This window comes from Microcoleus sp. AS-A8, from assembly GCA_039962225.1.
In the GTDB taxonomy this organism is placed as follows: Bacteria; Cyanobacteriota; Cyanobacteriia; order Cyanobacteriales; family Coleofasciculaceae; genus Allocoleopsis.
In genome coordinates this window covers 299,344-314,489 of the sequence record JAMPKV010000007.1, presented here as the reverse complement: position 1 = coordinate 314,489, position 15,146 = coordinate 299,344, and the positions used below count along the sequence as shown (strand labels likewise).

At 47.6% G+C, this 15,146-nt stretch carries 11 protein-coding genes; 5 read left to right on the top strand and 6 right to left on the bottom strand.

Annotation, left to right across the window (positions count from 1 at the left end; genetic code table 11):
* Window positions 1-252: 252 nt before the first annotated feature.
* The 3 genes from grxD to NDI48_13830 form a co-directional block, all read right to left on the bottom strand.
* The gene (gene grxD, locus NDI48_13840; GenBank protein MEP0832254.1) at window positions 253-576 is read right to left on the bottom strand and encodes a Grx4 family monothiol glutaredoxin; all 324 of its coding nucleotides are present in this window, start codon (window positions 574-576) and stop codon (window positions 253-255) included.
* Between the two features lie 78 nt (window positions 577-654).
* Entirely contained in the window at window positions 655-915 is a 261-nt protein-coding gene (locus NDI48_13835; GenBank protein MEP0832253.1) for a BolA family transcriptional regulator, read from the bottom strand.
* Window positions 916-956: 41 nt separating this feature from the next.
* Entirely contained in the window at window positions 957-1,583 is a 627-nt protein-coding gene (locus tag NDI48_13830; protein ID MEP0832252.1) for a hypothetical protein, read from the bottom strand.
* Between the two features lie 193 nt (window positions 1,584-1,776).
* On the opposite strand from NDI48_13830, the gene NDI48_13825 reads away from it, so the two are divergent.
* From NDI48_13825 to NDI48_13815, 3 genes are all read left to right on the top strand, one after another.
* Window positions 1,777-3,891, top strand: a complete 2,115-nt coding sequence (locus tag NDI48_13825) for a S8 family serine peptidase (protein ID MEP0832251.1) — start codon at window positions 1,777-1,779, stop codon at window positions 3,889-3,891.
* A 141-nt stretch (window positions 3,892-4,032) separates the two neighbouring features.
* Complete coding sequence (locus tag NDI48_13820; protein MEP0832250.1) at window positions 4,033-4,707, top strand: acetoacetate decarboxylase family protein; 675 nt, start codon at window positions 4,033-4,035, stop codon at window positions 4,705-4,707.
* A gap of 450 nt (window positions 4,708-5,157) precedes the next feature.
* Entirely contained in the window at window positions 5,158-9,141 is a 3,984-nt protein-coding gene (locus NDI48_13815) for a CHAT domain-containing protein (GenBank protein MEP0832249.1), read from the top strand.
* Window positions 9,142-9,182: 41 nt separating this feature from the next.
* Here NDI48_13815 and NDI48_13810 read toward each other — a convergent pair whose 3' ends face one another.
* The 3 genes from NDI48_13810 to NDI48_13800 all read right to left on the bottom strand — a co-directional run bounded on the left by NDI48_13810 (window position 9,183) and on the right by NDI48_13800 (window position 13,879).
* On the bottom strand, window positions 9,183-9,887 hold the full coding sequence (locus NDI48_13810) for a serine/threonine protein phosphatase (GenBank protein ID MEP0832248.1): 705 nt from the start codon (window positions 9,885-9,887) through the stop codon (window positions 9,183-9,185).
* A gap of 322 nt (window positions 9,888-10,209) precedes the next feature.
* Window positions 10,210-11,652 carry a 1-acyl-sn-glycerol-3-phosphate acyltransferase gene (locus NDI48_13805; protein MEP0832247.1) on the bottom strand — a complete coding sequence of 481 codons (1,443 nt, stop codon included), beginning with the start codon at window positions 11,650-11,652 and terminating at the stop codon, window positions 10,210-10,212.
* Between the two features lie 496 nt (window positions 11,653-12,148).
* Window positions 12,149-13,879, bottom strand: a complete 1,731-nt coding sequence (locus tag NDI48_13800; protein ID MEP0832246.1) for a carotenoid oxygenase family protein — start codon at window positions 13,877-13,879, stop codon at window positions 12,149-12,151.
* A gap of 93 nt (window positions 13,880-13,972) precedes the next feature.
* On the opposite strand from NDI48_13800, the gene NDI48_13795 reads away from it, so the two are divergent.
* The gene (locus NDI48_13795) at window positions 13,973-14,347 is read left to right on the top strand and encodes a hypothetical protein (protein MEP0832245.1); all 375 of its coding nucleotides are present in this window, start codon (window positions 13,973-13,975) and stop codon (window positions 14,345-14,347) included.
* A gap of 79 nt (window positions 14,348-14,426) precedes the next feature.
* Entirely contained in the window at window positions 14,427-14,972 is a 546-nt protein-coding gene (locus tag NDI48_13790) for a GNAT family N-acetyltransferase (protein MEP0832244.1), read from the top strand.
* Window positions 14,973-15,146: the final 174 nt, after the last annotated feature.

Below are 15,146 nucleotides of genomic sequence, written 5' to 3'. Positions count from 1 at the left end.
GTCAGATATTGAATTAGCCCAAAATATTTTAACAGCTTATTAATATTTTTTTCGCAATCGAGTCTCGAACACCGAGTTTTGAGGTGACACTCATTCGTGTTCAACAGAGCTTGAGAGAGTTAAACAACTGAGTATTAGGGGTAACATAAAGATAAAAAAAGTCCGCAAAAGCGGACTTAAAAGCCTGATCGTAAATTCTTTGTGTCAGCCGAATAGCCACAACTGGGTTTATCCAACAATACACCTAGTTCTTTAGGAGGCTAAGGCCACTTCTACCAATTGCTGTAACTCACCCTGTTGATACAGCTCAATCAGGACATCTGAGCCGCCCACGAACTCACCATTGATATAGACTTGGGGAATCGTCGGCCAGTTGGAATATTCCTTGATGCCTTGGCGAATGTCGTAATCGCTCAAAACGTCTACAGTTTCATAGGGTACGCCTAGCGTATTCAGAATCTGGACAACGTTATTGGAAAAACCACACTGGGGCATCAGTTTGTTGCCCTTCATAAAAACCAGAATTTTATTCTGGCTCACTAAATTGTCAATCCGCTCTTTCACTTCTGGGTTCATAGTTTTCCGCCAATGCTCCTGCTATCTTGTATAGCGTTAGTTTAGGGACTGTAGAGAGAACTCTAGCATTATCATCGTTTAAACAACCTGGCCTGTAGCTTTCCAAGCTTCAGGGGTGTAAGTTTTGAGGGCTAAGGCATGAATCGCTTCCGTATCCATCGCCTGACGTACTGCCCCATAAACCAGTTGATGCTGTTTTACCAGAGACTTGCCTTCAAACTGGGACGAAACGACAATGGCTTGAAGATGATCGCCACCACCGGTTAAATCTTGAACCTGCACCTGAGCATCGGGTATCTCGGCCTTAATCAATGCCTCAACTTGCTGTAGGCTAATCATTGAAACTCCCGCTTCTCTTCAAACGTCTCACATATAATAATTTACTTGTCAGGAGTCGTGGAGGAAGTAGACTCGCCACTGCGAGGTTTGGGATAGGGTGAATCCACAAAGCCTAACTCAAACAATTGCTGATAAGCTTTTTTACCCAAATCACGGGTTGGGTTCTGAGAACGAATGATCTGAATCAACAAGGGTACTGCCAATTCGGGCTGATTTTGCGCCCGGTGTACCAGTGCAAGTTGATAAGTCGCTTCATCTCGCTTTTCAGCCGTTTCTAGGGCTTTTTTTCGCTGGGCTTCGTAAATCCGGTTATCGATTCCTGAGAAACTAGATGACAGTTGTAAATAGAAATTAGATAGCTGGTTGAAGACTTGACGTGCATCTTGGAGCTTTTTCGCCGCCAAAGTATAGTTTTGGCTACTAATGGCATTACTCGCCTCTCCCATCAAACTTTGCCCGCCTTGCAGACTCAAAATGCTGCCATCCTGATTCAGGGGTCGCATATTATTAGGATCGGTCAAGTCAGGCTGCGTATCACTGGCACCTTCTGGAAGCGCAGGCACAGAATTTTGAGCCTGTGCTGGTGGCAGCAATGCCAAAGCCGCTGTGAAAGGTAAACAGACCAGGCAGGAAAAGCCAAAGCTACGAACAGTTCCAGAGGAGACCATGAAACAATTGTGGGGGTATTGGAATATAAAACGTATCTAAACTTTGGGTATCTTATCATTGCCAGACTGTTCTTAACGGTTCAGTTTTCTGGTATGGCTAGAGCCAAAGTCTTGCGAGGGTTAGACTGAAATCACTGTCTGAAAGTTTCCTAACCTTCCAGATGTAAAATTTTGGACTTAAGGAGTATAACCGATGACCAGTCGTCCAGAGTCTTTACCAGACGATTCTCACTCAACGGGGAGTGTCCCAGAACGAAGTGTAGGTGTACTTCTGCAACGGGGAGGTGAAGAACTGGCGCTGGAGAAAGTCGGCGATCGCTTCACCGTTCGCCCGACCTCCAAAGCGGCAGGAGAAGCGTTAGCGCAAGCGTTGCCCGCCGAATATGAACAAAGCATTCCTCACGCCCACCTCGAAGAATTCAAAGTAGCCCCCAAGCAGAGGGATGAGGTGATGCAAGCGGCAAGGGAAAGTGAGTCCAGTGCCTTTGTCAGTCATGTTTATCAACTCAGAAATAATCCAGAGACACTGATTTATCTGACCGACCAACTCACGATTCAATTTACCGAGGAAACCGAGGAAGAGGCGATCGCCAGCGTTGCCGCAGAATTTGGTCTACAAACCGTCAAACCTGTGGCTGGCATCCCCAACACTTTCGTCTTTCAACTCACCCGTAATGCCACAGAAAATCCGGTCAAAATCGCCAACCGACTCATGGGGCGTCCAGAAATTCTCATCGCTGAACCCGAAATTGTCATCCCCAAAGAAGCTCACTACCACCCCAAAGACCCCTACTATCCTAAGCAATGGTATCTCAACCATCCGGGCGGCTCCATGCTCGCGGCAAATTCCCATATTAATGTAGAAAAAGCCTGGGATCTTACCCGTGGCAATCGCTCTATTGTTGTCGCCGTCGCCGATGATGCCATTGACTTGAACCACTCAGATTTTCAGGGAACGGGCAAAATTGTCGCCCCCAAAGACTTTAAAGATAATGACTTCTTGCCGCTGCCGGACATCTCAGAAGAGAGTCATGGCACCGCCTGCGCGGGAATCGCTGTTGCGGAAGAAAACGGCGTCGGGATTGCGGGTGTTGCTCCTGGTTGTGCCTTGATGCCCATCCGCACGACTGGGTTCTTGGATGATGACACGATAGAACAATTGTTTGACTATTGCATCGCCCATGATGCCAGCGTCATCTCTTGCAGTTGGGGGCCGGCTGCCGTTTATTTTCCTCTCTCTCTCCGCCAACGCGCGGCCCTGACTCGTGCTGCCACCAAGGGGCGTCGGGGGAAAGGCTGTGTGATTGTGTTTGCGGCAGGGAATGCCAATCGCCCTGTCAGTGGTACGGTTTATGAGAAAAGTTGGCCTAACGATTTGCTCAAAGGACCCACCAACTGGTTAGGTGGCTTTACGATTCATCCCGACGTGATTACCGTTTCCGCCTGTACCAGCCTGAGCAAAAAAGCGGCTTATAGTAACTGGGGAACGAATGTCTCAGTGTGTGCGCCTAGTAACAACGCACCGCCGGGAATGTGGTTTGAACGCACGGGCTATATTAGCACGGCACCCGAACTGATGGTGTCACTTCCAGGATTAGGGATGTTCAGCGCTGACTTAGTAGGGGCGCTAGGGTATGAATCGGGGGACTACGTGAGTAGTTTTGGTGGTACCTCTAGTGCCTGTCCGGTTGTGGCTGGCGTTGCCGCACTGGTTCTGTGTGCTAACCCCGACCTCACGGCGCAGGAAGTCAAGCGTATTCTCCAAGAAACGGCGGATAAAATCGTTGACCGTGACGCCGATCCCCAGTTGGGGATGCGACTGGGCACTTACGATACGAACGGTCACTCACAGTGGTTTGGCTATGGCAAAGTCAATGCCTTTAACGCCGTACAAGCGGCTCAGCAAAAAACACCCCAAAGTCCCCAATCCGGTATCCGACGCCTCTCTACACGCAATGACACCCCTGTGCGAATACCCGATGACAACCCTCAAGGCGTTACGAGTGCGATTCAAGTCAATGATTCGGCCTCACTGCGAGAGATTCAGGTCATTGTCGATATTCAACACGACTTTCTGGGAGATATTGAGGTGAGCTTAAAGGCTCCCAATGGTCAGGTTGTTTTGTTGCAAAATCGTACACTGGGTTCATTAACTCAGTTACAAAAAACCTATTCTGTGGAAACGACGCCGGCGCTCAAACAATTTTTGCATAAATCGGCAGTGGGAGTTTGGCAGTTGCAGGTGATCGATTATGCGCCGATGGATACGGGTGTCCTCAAAAGCTGGGAATTAGCCGTTGGCGTATAGATGCCTGTACCTCTAATTGGCATCATCCGGACGCGCAAGAGACCCATCCTACAAGCCAACGGTTACCTATCAACGTGTGGATGTTTATGGATGAAAAAAAAGGCTTAATACAACTAAATAGAATCTCTGGGAATGACACAAATGACCTATCCCAAGGCACCTTGGACGCTTCTGGGCTATGCGCTCCAAACTTGCCACTTCCTCGATGCTAAACAAGTAAGCCCCTTCATCCCCCCACAGTTTGAACTCGTTTGTGTTTTGCCGGGAAAAACCGTAGGTGGGATTTATGCTTCTCATTATGGTGCAGGGTCTGTATTGGAATATAGCGAACTGATCGTTGTCGCTGGTCTAGTCCGCTATTCAGGCCAAATTGGGGGTTGGGTTTCCCATATTTATGTAGATAATGCTGATTCGGTGGCAGGAGGTCGCAATATTTGGGGTTTACCGAAGGAATTGGCAGAATTTACTTGGGAGAAAAATACTTCTGCCAATTCAGGGTATAAAAATCGCCTCCTGGTTCGTCAGGGAGAACGAACCTTGTGCCACTTTAGCTACAACCCACCCAACTTCGAGTTGCAGTTACCGTTAAGTGCCAATGCTTTTAGCACGAAATCGGATTCTATTTTGTTATTTCCAAGTCAGATTGAGTCTCGCATAAGCATAGTCGCGAATCAATTGCAAGTACCTAGTGAGAGTTCTTTTGCCAATTTAGGCTTAGACCATCCTTGGTTAACGCTTTCCTTGAATCAGTTGCGTTTGGTCGTTGGTGCGCCTGAAGCGGTGGGGTTGAGAGAACCTGTGGTTAGACAGTTCTAAGCCGAGGGTGAGTTCCAGGTGCTCGTCGATATCAATATATCAATGCGCTTGAGCAATTGGCTAAGATGCACTAGCTCAATATACTGACGGGTAAATCTGGCGCTGTCGTCTGAGCCAAAACACCTGAATCGTCCTCTCTCAAAGACCCGTTCGCTTGAGGTCGGTAAGCTCTCAATTTTTCTAGGGACTAAATTGCACCCTAGAGAGGATAACTTGTGATCATAATTAGGAGTAAGCTAGCTTAAAATACTAGTGAAGCTTGAGAATATTCAAAAATTTTTGCCCTACAATCTGACAAACAGTCAGAACCGCAGTAATGATTAAGTAACAAATGGGTGCAGTCTCACCGAATCTCTGTATCCCTGTAATTCGGAGGCTGGAGTTGGTCTAACAGTGCGACACGTTGTAGCAACAGCGTGTTGAATCTCAAAAAACTAGGGGAAATGTCCTGTGTTTAGAATCAGCGGATGGCTGGTCACCAATCCTGCGGAAAAGAAAGATTATATTATACCCAAAGGTCAACCGCTCTGCCTTTTTGGGATTAAACTCAATAGGGAACATAAAGCAAAACATATTGGCCTATCGCTGCTCCCTTGGGTTGCGTGCCTGATTTGCCCCTGGAATGTAGCGCAGGCGCAACCGATTGTGCCAGCTGCCGATGGTACAGGTACTCTTGTTACTCCTAACAGCAATCCCAACCAATTGGATATCCAAGGGGGCACTCAGTCAGGAGCGAATCTTTTCCACAGTTTCAGCCAGTTTGGTTTGGATCAAGGTCAGATCGCCAACTTCCTCTCTAACCCAACTATCCAGAATATCCTGACCCGTGTGACAGGGGGCAGCGCTTCTTATATTAACGGACTCCTCCAAGTTACGGGCGGCAATTCCAATCTATATCTGATGAACCCGGCGGGGATTGTGTTTGGCTCAAATGCCAGCTTGAACGTTCCAGCCTCGTTCACCGCGACTACAGCGACGGGTATTGGCCTTAGTAATAATCAGTTGTTTAGCGCCACCGAACCCAATAACTACGCTACATTGGTCGGTCAACCCAGTAACTTCACATTCGCTACATCCCAGACACCCGGAGCAGTGGTGAATATGGGTCAACTCAGTGTAGGCGAGGGGAACAACTTATCTCTAGTGGGCGGTACGGTGGTGAGTACTGGTCAATTAAATGCGCCAGGAGGACAAATTACCGTTACGGCAGTTCCTGGTCAGAGTACAGTACTCCTGAGTACACCAGGGAACGTACTCAGCCTAGAGGTTCCGGCCTCAGAAGTCTCCACGATCACTCCAAGCACCTTACCCCAGCTATTGACAGGGAGTTCTCAAGCTACGGGTTTGGGCGTTAATAGCTTAGGCCAGGTAGAACTGACGGGGTCTGGTCTTCCCATCCAAAGCGGAGATGTTGCGATCAAAGGGAGTGTAACAGCCCAGACCGCCATTGTGTCCGCTCAAAATAACCTCACTTTAGTAGAAAGCCAGTTGCAAACAACGGGTGACTTAAATCTACTGGCGCAGAACACGCTGACGGTACGAGATACAGCCACCAATCCTTTCCTAGCTCAGGCAGGAGGGAACCTTGAGATTAAGGCCAAGCAAGGTATTGACATCCTGGCACTAAACACTCCAAATACACCCCCCTTTCAAAGTGGCGGCAACTTAAGTTTTGTCAGTGATGGAATTATTTCTTTTGATAGTCACTCCCAGAGTGGAGGGAGTGTCTTGTTTATCAACTTATCAGGCGGCCCCGCCAACGTCATCAGTGAACATGACCCCATCATTACCTCTGGAGGTAACATTGCACTAGGAAACTACACAGGGGCGGCTCTCAAGGTAGATTCAGGCGGCAGTATCACAGCCGCAGATATTACTATTACCCAACCTGATACTCTCTCGATTCCTACGAGCGATCCAGATTATGTGATTTTGACCACCACTCCGTCGCTGATTATGAAGGCAGCAGGGAGCATTAATGTAGGGAATATCAATACTTCTGATCAAACTGTAGGTGATGCTGGGCATGTGAGATTGACGGCCCAAGGGAACATTACGACCGGTGATATCAACGCCAAGGATTTGGATGCGGGAAATGCGGGTTCTGTCTCGTTGTTATCCGCTGGGGGCAATATTAAGGTTGAAAATGTCAATACAACTGACCAGGGAGCCGGCAATTCGGGCACTATAAAGATGATCGCCGCTGGCACCGTTACACACGGCGAGTTGAGTTGGAATAATCTGGGAACGGGAAATCAAGCAAGCCCCCCTGTAGTCTTACACAATCTAGGGGGAACCAACCCTCCCCCACCCACGAGTGGCGGTACAACTCCACCCACGAGTGGCGGTACAACGACTCCTCCACCGAGTGGCGGTACAACGGCTCCGCCACCGGGTGGTACCACTCCGCCACCGGGTGGCACAACCGCTCCACCCACGAGTGGCGGTACAACCGCTCCACCCACGAGTGGTACCACTCCGCCACCGGGTGGCACGACAACGACTCCACCCACAAGTGGCACGACAACGACTCCACCCACAAGTGGCACGACAACGACTCCACCCACAAGTGGCACGACAACGACTCCACCCACAAGTGGCACGACAACGACTCCACCCACAAGTGGCACGACAACGACTCCACCCACAAGTGGCACGACAACGACTCCACCCACAAGTGGCACGACAACGACTCCACCCACAAGTGGCACGACAACGACTCCTCCTACGGGTGGGACAACGCCTCCTCCCACGGGTGGCAGCATTACTAATCCCCCCGGAGGTAGTAAAGATAGTAATTCTAGTGGAAGTACAAGCAGTACTTCCAATACCTGTCCCTCTTGTACATCCGGTAGTAGTACAGCCGCTACAGCCAGTGGTGTCGCAACCAACGCATCCGGTGGCACTACCAGCACTACAGTCGGTGGTAGCACAGGGGCTACAGCCAGTGACGTCGCAGCGAATCCATCCAGTGGCACTACCAGCACTACAGCCGGTGGTAGCACGCCCAATTCACCAAATAGGGGTGGAGCAACTAATCCATCACGCAATGGGAATACTAATAATTTTCCTATTGCTGGAGCAAACTCTTCGCAAACAAAGAGTTCATCACCACAACAGTTAGTCGGAAACTCGTCTTCAACTGAAGTGACACCTAACTTGGTTCCTTCCCTGGAAGAACCTTTAACACGGCAATTCGAGCAATATTTGGGCCACGCTGGTAAGACTCCGACTGTAACTCTGGCAGACGCTCGTAATATTCTTCGTAAAGTGGAGACAGCAACTGGCGTCAAACCAGCACTAATCTATGCAACATTTGTACCCCAACGGCTTGTAGTCAATGGGGCAAGCAATATAACTCCTCCAGACCGAAACTCAAACCTTGAAGCCCCAAATTCTCCATACCAATTGGAATTAGTGCTGGTGACAGGGGAGGGCGAACCGATTCGTCGCCAAGTGACTGGGGCAACGCGTGAGAAAGTTCTCCAAGTGGTTTATCAATTTCAGTCTGAAGTGACCAATGCTCAAAGTGGCCGTGATTACGAGGCTCCTGGTAAGCAACTCTATCAATGGTTGATAGCTCCTCTAGATGCGGAGATTAAAGCGCGAGGTATCCAGAATCTCTCTTTCATCATGGATCAAGGCTTGCGCTCTCTGCCTATCGCAGCTCTTTATGATGGTCAACAGTTTCTGGTTGAGAAATATAGCCTTGGCTTGATGCCCAGTCTCAGTCTGATTACTGATACTAATTACAAGAGCATTAAAGACTTACAGGTTCTGGCGATGGGAGCGTCAAAATTCCCAGAGAAAAGCCCTTTACCGGCGGTGCCTGTCGAGCTATCGCTCATTACACCTTCTTTGTGGCAGGGCAAGTCCTTCCTGAACGATAACTTTACCCTAGCCAATCTGAAGGCACAACGACAGCAACAGCCCTTTGGACTGATTCACCTGGCAACCCATGCCACCTTCCGTCCGGGAGCACCAGGCAACTCTTACATTGAATTTTGGGATACGAAGCTACAACTAGACCAATTGTCTGGGTTAGGTTGGGGTAATCCGCCTGTGGAGTTATTGGTATTGAGCGCCTGTAAGACGGCGTTGGGAGATCAGCAAGCCGAGTTAGGTTTTGCGGGGTTAGCGGTACAAGCTGGGGTAAAATCAGCGATCGCATCCCTCTGGTCTGTGAGTGATGAAGGAACTTTAGCACTCATGACACAGCTATACCAGCAATTGAAAGTATCACCCATTAAAGCGGAAGCGCTGCGGCAGGCACAACTAGCGATGCTCAGGGGGCAAGTCTCGCTCAAAGAAGGTAAACTTTTTTCGGGTAAAGAGAATGTAGCTTTACCACCAGAACTGGCCAAGCTAGGAACCCGCAATTTGACACATCCTTATTTTTGGGCCGGTTTTACGATGATTGGCAGTCCTTGGTAAGCAGGAATAGGGAACAAGGCAATGAATCTAAAATCCAAAATCTAAAATCTCGCATGGGTTGAATAGGTGGCAAATTGAGCAATCCAGGCTGTTCGTACATTCCCTGCCTGATTGGCTTGCCAGATTCTGCCACTGGTCACATCCAAACAAGTTAACCAGCCTTTGCTGTAAACTCTCGTATCAATACAAATCGCGTGACCCCGATTGATCGGCAGGCCACTTTTCTGACTCGTATGTCCACAAACCATCGTTTTGCCTGAAATGTGGGGCACTGGATTGCCAAATTTCTCCCAGAACAACATGTTTGCGGACTGCTGTGCTAGCGGTATATCCGGATGGACGTTGGCATGGACAAAAAAGTGGGTATCGGTTTCGTACCAGTCTACACACACATTCTCTATAAAGTGCCAGTGACGAGCGGGGACATCCTTGAGCTTAGCCACTCGGTTCGATTTCGAGTAAGACGTTAGCGTCTCCTTGCCACCCCGACAGCGCCACAGGGACTCCTCCCTACGGCTGAAACGTGCTGCCAGCATCATCACTTCATGATTGCCGCGTAAAGCCACAAGCTTTCCGGTCTTGTGTAGTTTGATTAACCGATTCAGGATGCCTCTTGAGTTGGGTCCTCGGTCTATATAATCGCCAAGGGTGATGATGGTATCGGTTGGCTGTGGCCTAACCCTAGAGATCAGGGTATCAAATGCAGTTGAGCATCCGTGAATATCGCCAATGGCAAGAATACGCATGGTTAACTTTGGTCAGATTCATCAATTTCAGTGTTGGAAACAGCGAAAAGCCATCATCTCGCTGTTCGTCACCCCCTCATACCCTTTGAGTGTAAACATTGCGCCACTGGAATTTTTAAACTCCCTAGTGAGAAAGTGTACAAAATTTAAACAGGTATTACTCGTACTTTGACAACATATCTAAAACTCGTTGTCAAGCCTCAAATAGATATTATCTCCTGAAAAACGGCGGCTAGTACTCTATCGAATGAGTTGTGATGGTTTCGTACTTGGGCTTCAGCGCTCAAGCGCTTATTACAAACTGGGCGATCGCATCACCCCATTAGGCTTCTGACGAGATCAGAGATTCCATCGCTTTTTGCAGGTCTTGAGTCAGATCCGCCACCGCTTGTCTAGCACTCTGACGACTCGCCTGATACATAGGATAGCGTTCTGAAACCGATAGAGGCTCTCCAACAGTCATCTGTACCCGTTGTCGGCCTAACCGAGGGCGCTGGAAAGGGCTATGACCCTTAATGCGAGTGACCATATCCCATAACAGTAAGGTCGTCTCAGCAAATCGCTCTACAGTCGGTTTTTCAATCACATAATACCCAGTTACAGCCACAAACGTTTCGACTAAACGCATGTGCCACATCCGCAAGTTAGCTTCCTCCGCAATGCGATCGGCTAATCCTCTCTCCAGAGGAGAGATGGCTTTCACATTCTTCAACTCTTCTCGATAGATATAATTCCAGCCGGCTTGCTCTAAACGACGACAGCGATCAATTAAACTCCCCTTCGCAGACAAATCAAAATACTCCTCGGCTACCTGTAGCGCAACATTGAGTAACGCTTGGAGGCGAACGGTTAACGCATGATTGAGATGGGTGATTGACTCTGGGGATGGAGGAGTGGTATCCGCCGTCACCTTTGGCAAAGTTTGATGATAGAAGCGAGTGTAAAACTCTTCCATAAACGACAATAAACGATCGCTCAAACGATAGAGCCTGCGATAAAGTGAGTGTTCAGCTTTCGGGGTTAGGGTTTGAGTGGAAGGGATCAACTCAACACTTACCGGTTCAACCGGTAAACCACTCGCCGCTTCTAATTCGCTTAACAGCTTTTCTATGGCTTTCCAGGGCGCTTCAACGTAACGATACTGAATTCCGATGGGTAAAATGCACACCTGTTGCGATCGCTCTGCCTTGTGCAAATCTTCAGCACACCAAAATCCAAATTGTGCAATTCCCGGTTCTAGGGGACTGATAATCTCATTATGTCCATTAGTCGCTCCTTCGGGGGAAGCCAGCATCGGGAACTGACCATTTGCAAATAAGTTCCGAATCGAGCGTAACCCCATCCAATCGGCCTTACCCCGATGGATCGGAGTGCCACCCAATCGGGAATAGAGCCAAGCCATTTGTGAACCCGCCCAGAGGGGAATGCCCCGATCATAAATAAAATGGCTATGAATGGGGGACTGTAACGATATACCCTGTTGTTTGGCAACCTGCGGTACCAACCGCCACAGCAAGTGAGCCACACAAAAGGGGTCATCAACACTGGGATGCCGAAATGCCATTAAGAAACGAATTTTACCCTCCTGAAACTGACGATACAAATCGACCAAAACCTCGACGTTGTCTGCTTCAATTTGGCTAATCGCTGTGTGCCGATGCCTCCACATCGGCATCACTTGTTGAGCGACTCTTAGCACCAAGGGATTAAAAGTCGGTGGGATAAATTCTAGAGGGGGCTGAGCCTGAATAATCAAATCTGGCAAGGGGGTTGTCTCCTGAGTGGCGATCAAGTTTGGCAGCAGCACTCATGTGACGCCGATGCTCCTAACATCGCTACTGCACATCCTAAGATTTAGCTGAAATAATGATTATGCACTCTGGCGATACAACCAGTACCTCGACTGTCATAAATTCTTTGGGTCGTGCGGCGGAAAGTCTGGGGCAGCAAACCCTATCAAGGAAACAGTAGCCATTCCATCAAACTGCTTTCCCTTTCTAAGGATTGACCTTTTGGGTAGTAGTTTTCAGAATTATGGCTAGATTAATCCAGGCTTTTTAAAATTAGATAATTCAATCACTTTTGTAACTGTCACACTCGCCACAGCCGGAGTGTCTAGAATATTGTTTTGTCTTTGTAGTCCTTCGCAACAAGGGATACATATTCTCTAAAATTTGACAACATGAAAAGAAAAAATAATCCCCTCTCAGACAAGGAGAGGGGATCGGTTTTGTGTGTAATAACCTTGACTTAGTGATTCATCAACGATTAAGGACTTGATCGGGTTGATTGAAGATAAATTCTCTAGGAACTTTGGCTAAACTCCGCAAAGCACAGGAAACCCGATCAACACGATAGGAAGGAGGAGCAGAAACCAGCTTCTCAAAATACTCAGAATGTAAGGTGAAGCCAAAGTTAACCTTGTCTGGCAGAGTCAGCTTGGCAACAGGGCCGTTCTTGAGGTTATCGGCAGCAAATAACCAGGCTTCCAGATGATTTCCGACAAATACTTTCGTGAAAATATATCCCTTACCTTGAGGAATGTATTGAACACTGTCGAGAAGACAATCATCGGGGAACACATAAAAATCAAGGAACTCACGACCTAAGGTAGCTAACTCCCGCTCCGGATGTTCTTGTTGTTCTTTTTCCAACTGAGCGGTAAGGGTTTTCCAATCTTCTGCTAGAGGAATACGAGCTAAAATAGAGGGTAAATTGTGAGTGGGCAGTTTCTTATCCGTCAGGATACGGTTGGGATGATCCCGGAAAGCAAGGTACTGACGACGGCAGATTAAATCCCGCCAATACCCAGCATAACCTTGGTAAATTGCCGAATAACCTGAAGCGGTAAACTGCTCCCGTGGGTCAGCCGTATAGAGCATGGTGGAATACCATCCGGGATGGATAAACGCTTCTTCTTGAATTACTTGACCATCACCAATAGCTACTTTACGTAGAACACCTGGGTCAAAACCAAACATCCAGGGAATACCCCAATATTCTTCGCTGTAGGGTTTGCCCGTAAAGTGCATGACATCAGAGGGTTCCAATGATTGAGTCAGGCTAATTGTTCCCTGTTGGACAGCCACCATCTGAATATTTCCATCGTTATGACGGTAGTTGCACAAGAAATGGTAACTATCACCCGGAAAAGTAACCAGGCGTGCAGGAACTTTATAGTTGGCGGCTGTTAAGTCTTTACGGTCTACGATATAAACCTGAGTATGAGGATAAGCATTGGTGGGTGGAACCTTAAGCCCCATGAGTGTGGTTAAGCCCATTTGGAAAGGCATATCGGGAATCATCGCGCATTCTTCGGTGAGGATGATGGTATGGGGGCTACCATCGAGTTGAGTTCCATCCAACTCCCAGTGCTTTAATGTGCCTTTGCCGTCCCAAACTGTAATATAAACTTGACTGATCATGTCATAGAACAATTGCCCTGGACGCGGCACACATTTCAATTCGCAGCTAATTAGCTCACCCGTCTCTGGGTCGTAAAAAGGGTGAGCTGTATTCGCCACCATTGGGAAGAATGATAGGGGAACACTGATGATATGTTCGTCAAAGTATCCCACCGGCGTAATCGTTTCTAGGGTGACCGGATCGACTTCCCAGTAGCGTCCCGCATCGGCGGTTAGGAGCAGTCGCCCATTCATGTTGACAACTCCGGTGTTCGCTGGCTCGGCAATACCAAATAGACTCATTCTTGCCGGAAAAAAAGCTCTCTGCCGCCAAGTGAGGGGAAGCAAATCTTGCCAAAAACTATCCCAGGTATTAACTCGTTTGCACAGGAGTTTGACTTTACCATTTTGTGGGGCCAGATCCCAACGGATGGTGACACCCGCACCACCAAACAGATGACGTTCTCCAAGCTGGTGATAGGGAGCCGCTACGAAAATATGACCCGATAGCTCCTGAGGCCAAGCGCCAGAGATTGTAGCTTCATATTGACCGATGCTGGAACGAGTAAAATTTTGAACAGATACCATAGCGATTTCTTCCGAAGTGGATGCTTACGGCTGAGTTCGAGGTTATTTTTGATTCTGATATGCTAACTTAACGACTCTTGGCTGGCATCAAACGTGAAACCAGATAGCCCATCTTCTGAGGAAACTGTAACTTTATACCGACCGACTGGAGCGAAAGAACTTGAGCTAGTTAAACAGAGCAGCTTCAAGCGTTGGCCACCTCGCTTACGTGAGCAACCAATTTTCTACCCAGTCACAAATGAGCGCTATGCCACTGAAATTACGACCAAGTGGAATGTGAGAGACAAGGGAGTTGGCTATGTGACGCGCTTCAAGGTCAAAAAGTCTTTCATGGACAAGTACCAGATTCAACAGGTAGGTGACTCATATCATACTGAGTGGTGGGTTCCGGCTGAAGAGTTGGAAGAACTCAATGACAACATTGTTGGTCTTCTAGAAATTATCGGTGAATATCACAAGGAATCGTAGCGATATTTGCATCGACGCTCGAACTTAGAATTTATATATTTTGGCAGGGCAGAACGCAGAAATTGGGGAAAGACATCTCATGGATGTTCAAATAGATTTAGCAAAGTTTGGGGATTTAGAGAGTATATTAGAACTCCAAGAAAGTTCCCTGAGGTTTTTAACATCTAAAGAGTATGATGCTAGGCAAATTGAGTCTTTAATTAGAAGTCAGAAGCCAATTAGATCATATCAAAATGAGATATCATTCGTAGCCTATTCCGACTCTAAACTGGTTGGATTCGCCTCTTTGTCAGTTCATACACCTACAATTAATGCCATTTTTGTGCATCCTGATTTTACTCGTTTAGGCATTGGCACAAAGTTACTTAATGCTATAGAAAATACAGCGATTGAGAAGAAGCACAAAACTATGTATGTGATGTCATCACTGTCAGCTATTGATTTTTATCAAGCGAGAGGCTACACAATAACTATCGAATCTGGTTTTTGGTCAGAGCCAACGATTTGGATACCATGTGTAAATATGCAGAAGCAGTTAATCCCTGTGACAGAGAGGGAGAAATGGATTCGGCGAATCATTTTGTTCATTGTTTTCTTAGTTGCTGTTTTTTTGATTCTGAGATGATGAGTTCAGTAAGATAGTGTGTCTAATTGAATCCTAGAATTCAGGTGAAGACAAAAAAGTCATTATTTAAGAGTTACAATCCCAAAAAGTTTCCATCAAACTCAAGTATTAGGTAATGAAGCTAATTAGTTAGACTCAATGATGTAGACGCACTATCTGTAATTGTGCGCGATC

What these genes read in the sequence shown, in the direction of transcription:
- grxD (MEP0832254.1), bottom strand. Translation starts at nt 576, where the DNA reads ATGAACCCAGAAGTGAAAGAGCGGATTGACAATTTAGTGAGCCAGAAT.
- NDI48_13835 (MEP0832253.1), bottom strand. Translation starts at nt 915, where the DNA reads ATGATTAGCCTACAGCAAGTTGAGGCATTGATTAAGGCCGAGATACCC.
- NDI48_13830 (MEP0832252.1), bottom strand. Translation starts at nt 1,583, where the DNA reads ATGGTCTCCTCTGGAACTGTTCGTAGCTTTGGCTTTTCCTGCCTGGTC.
- NDI48_13825 (MEP0832251.1), top strand. Translation starts at nt 1,777, where the DNA reads ATGACCAGTCGTCCAGAGTCTTTACCAGACGATTCTCACTCAACGGGG.
- NDI48_13820 (MEP0832250.1), top strand. Translation starts at nt 4,033, where the DNA reads ATGACCTATCCCAAGGCACCTTGGACGCTTCTGGGCTATGCGCTCCAA.
- NDI48_13810 (MEP0832248.1), bottom strand. Translation starts at nt 9,887, where the DNA reads ATGCGTATTCTTGCCATTGGCGATATTCACGGATGCTCAACTGCATTT.
- NDI48_13800 (MEP0832246.1), bottom strand. Translation starts at nt 13,879, where the DNA reads ATGGTATCTGTTCAAAATTTTACTCGTTCCAGCATCGGTCAATATGAA.
- NDI48_13790 (MEP0832244.1), top strand. Translation starts at nt 14,427, where the DNA reads ATGGATGTTCAAATAGATTTAGCAAAGTTTGGGGATTTAGAGAGTATA.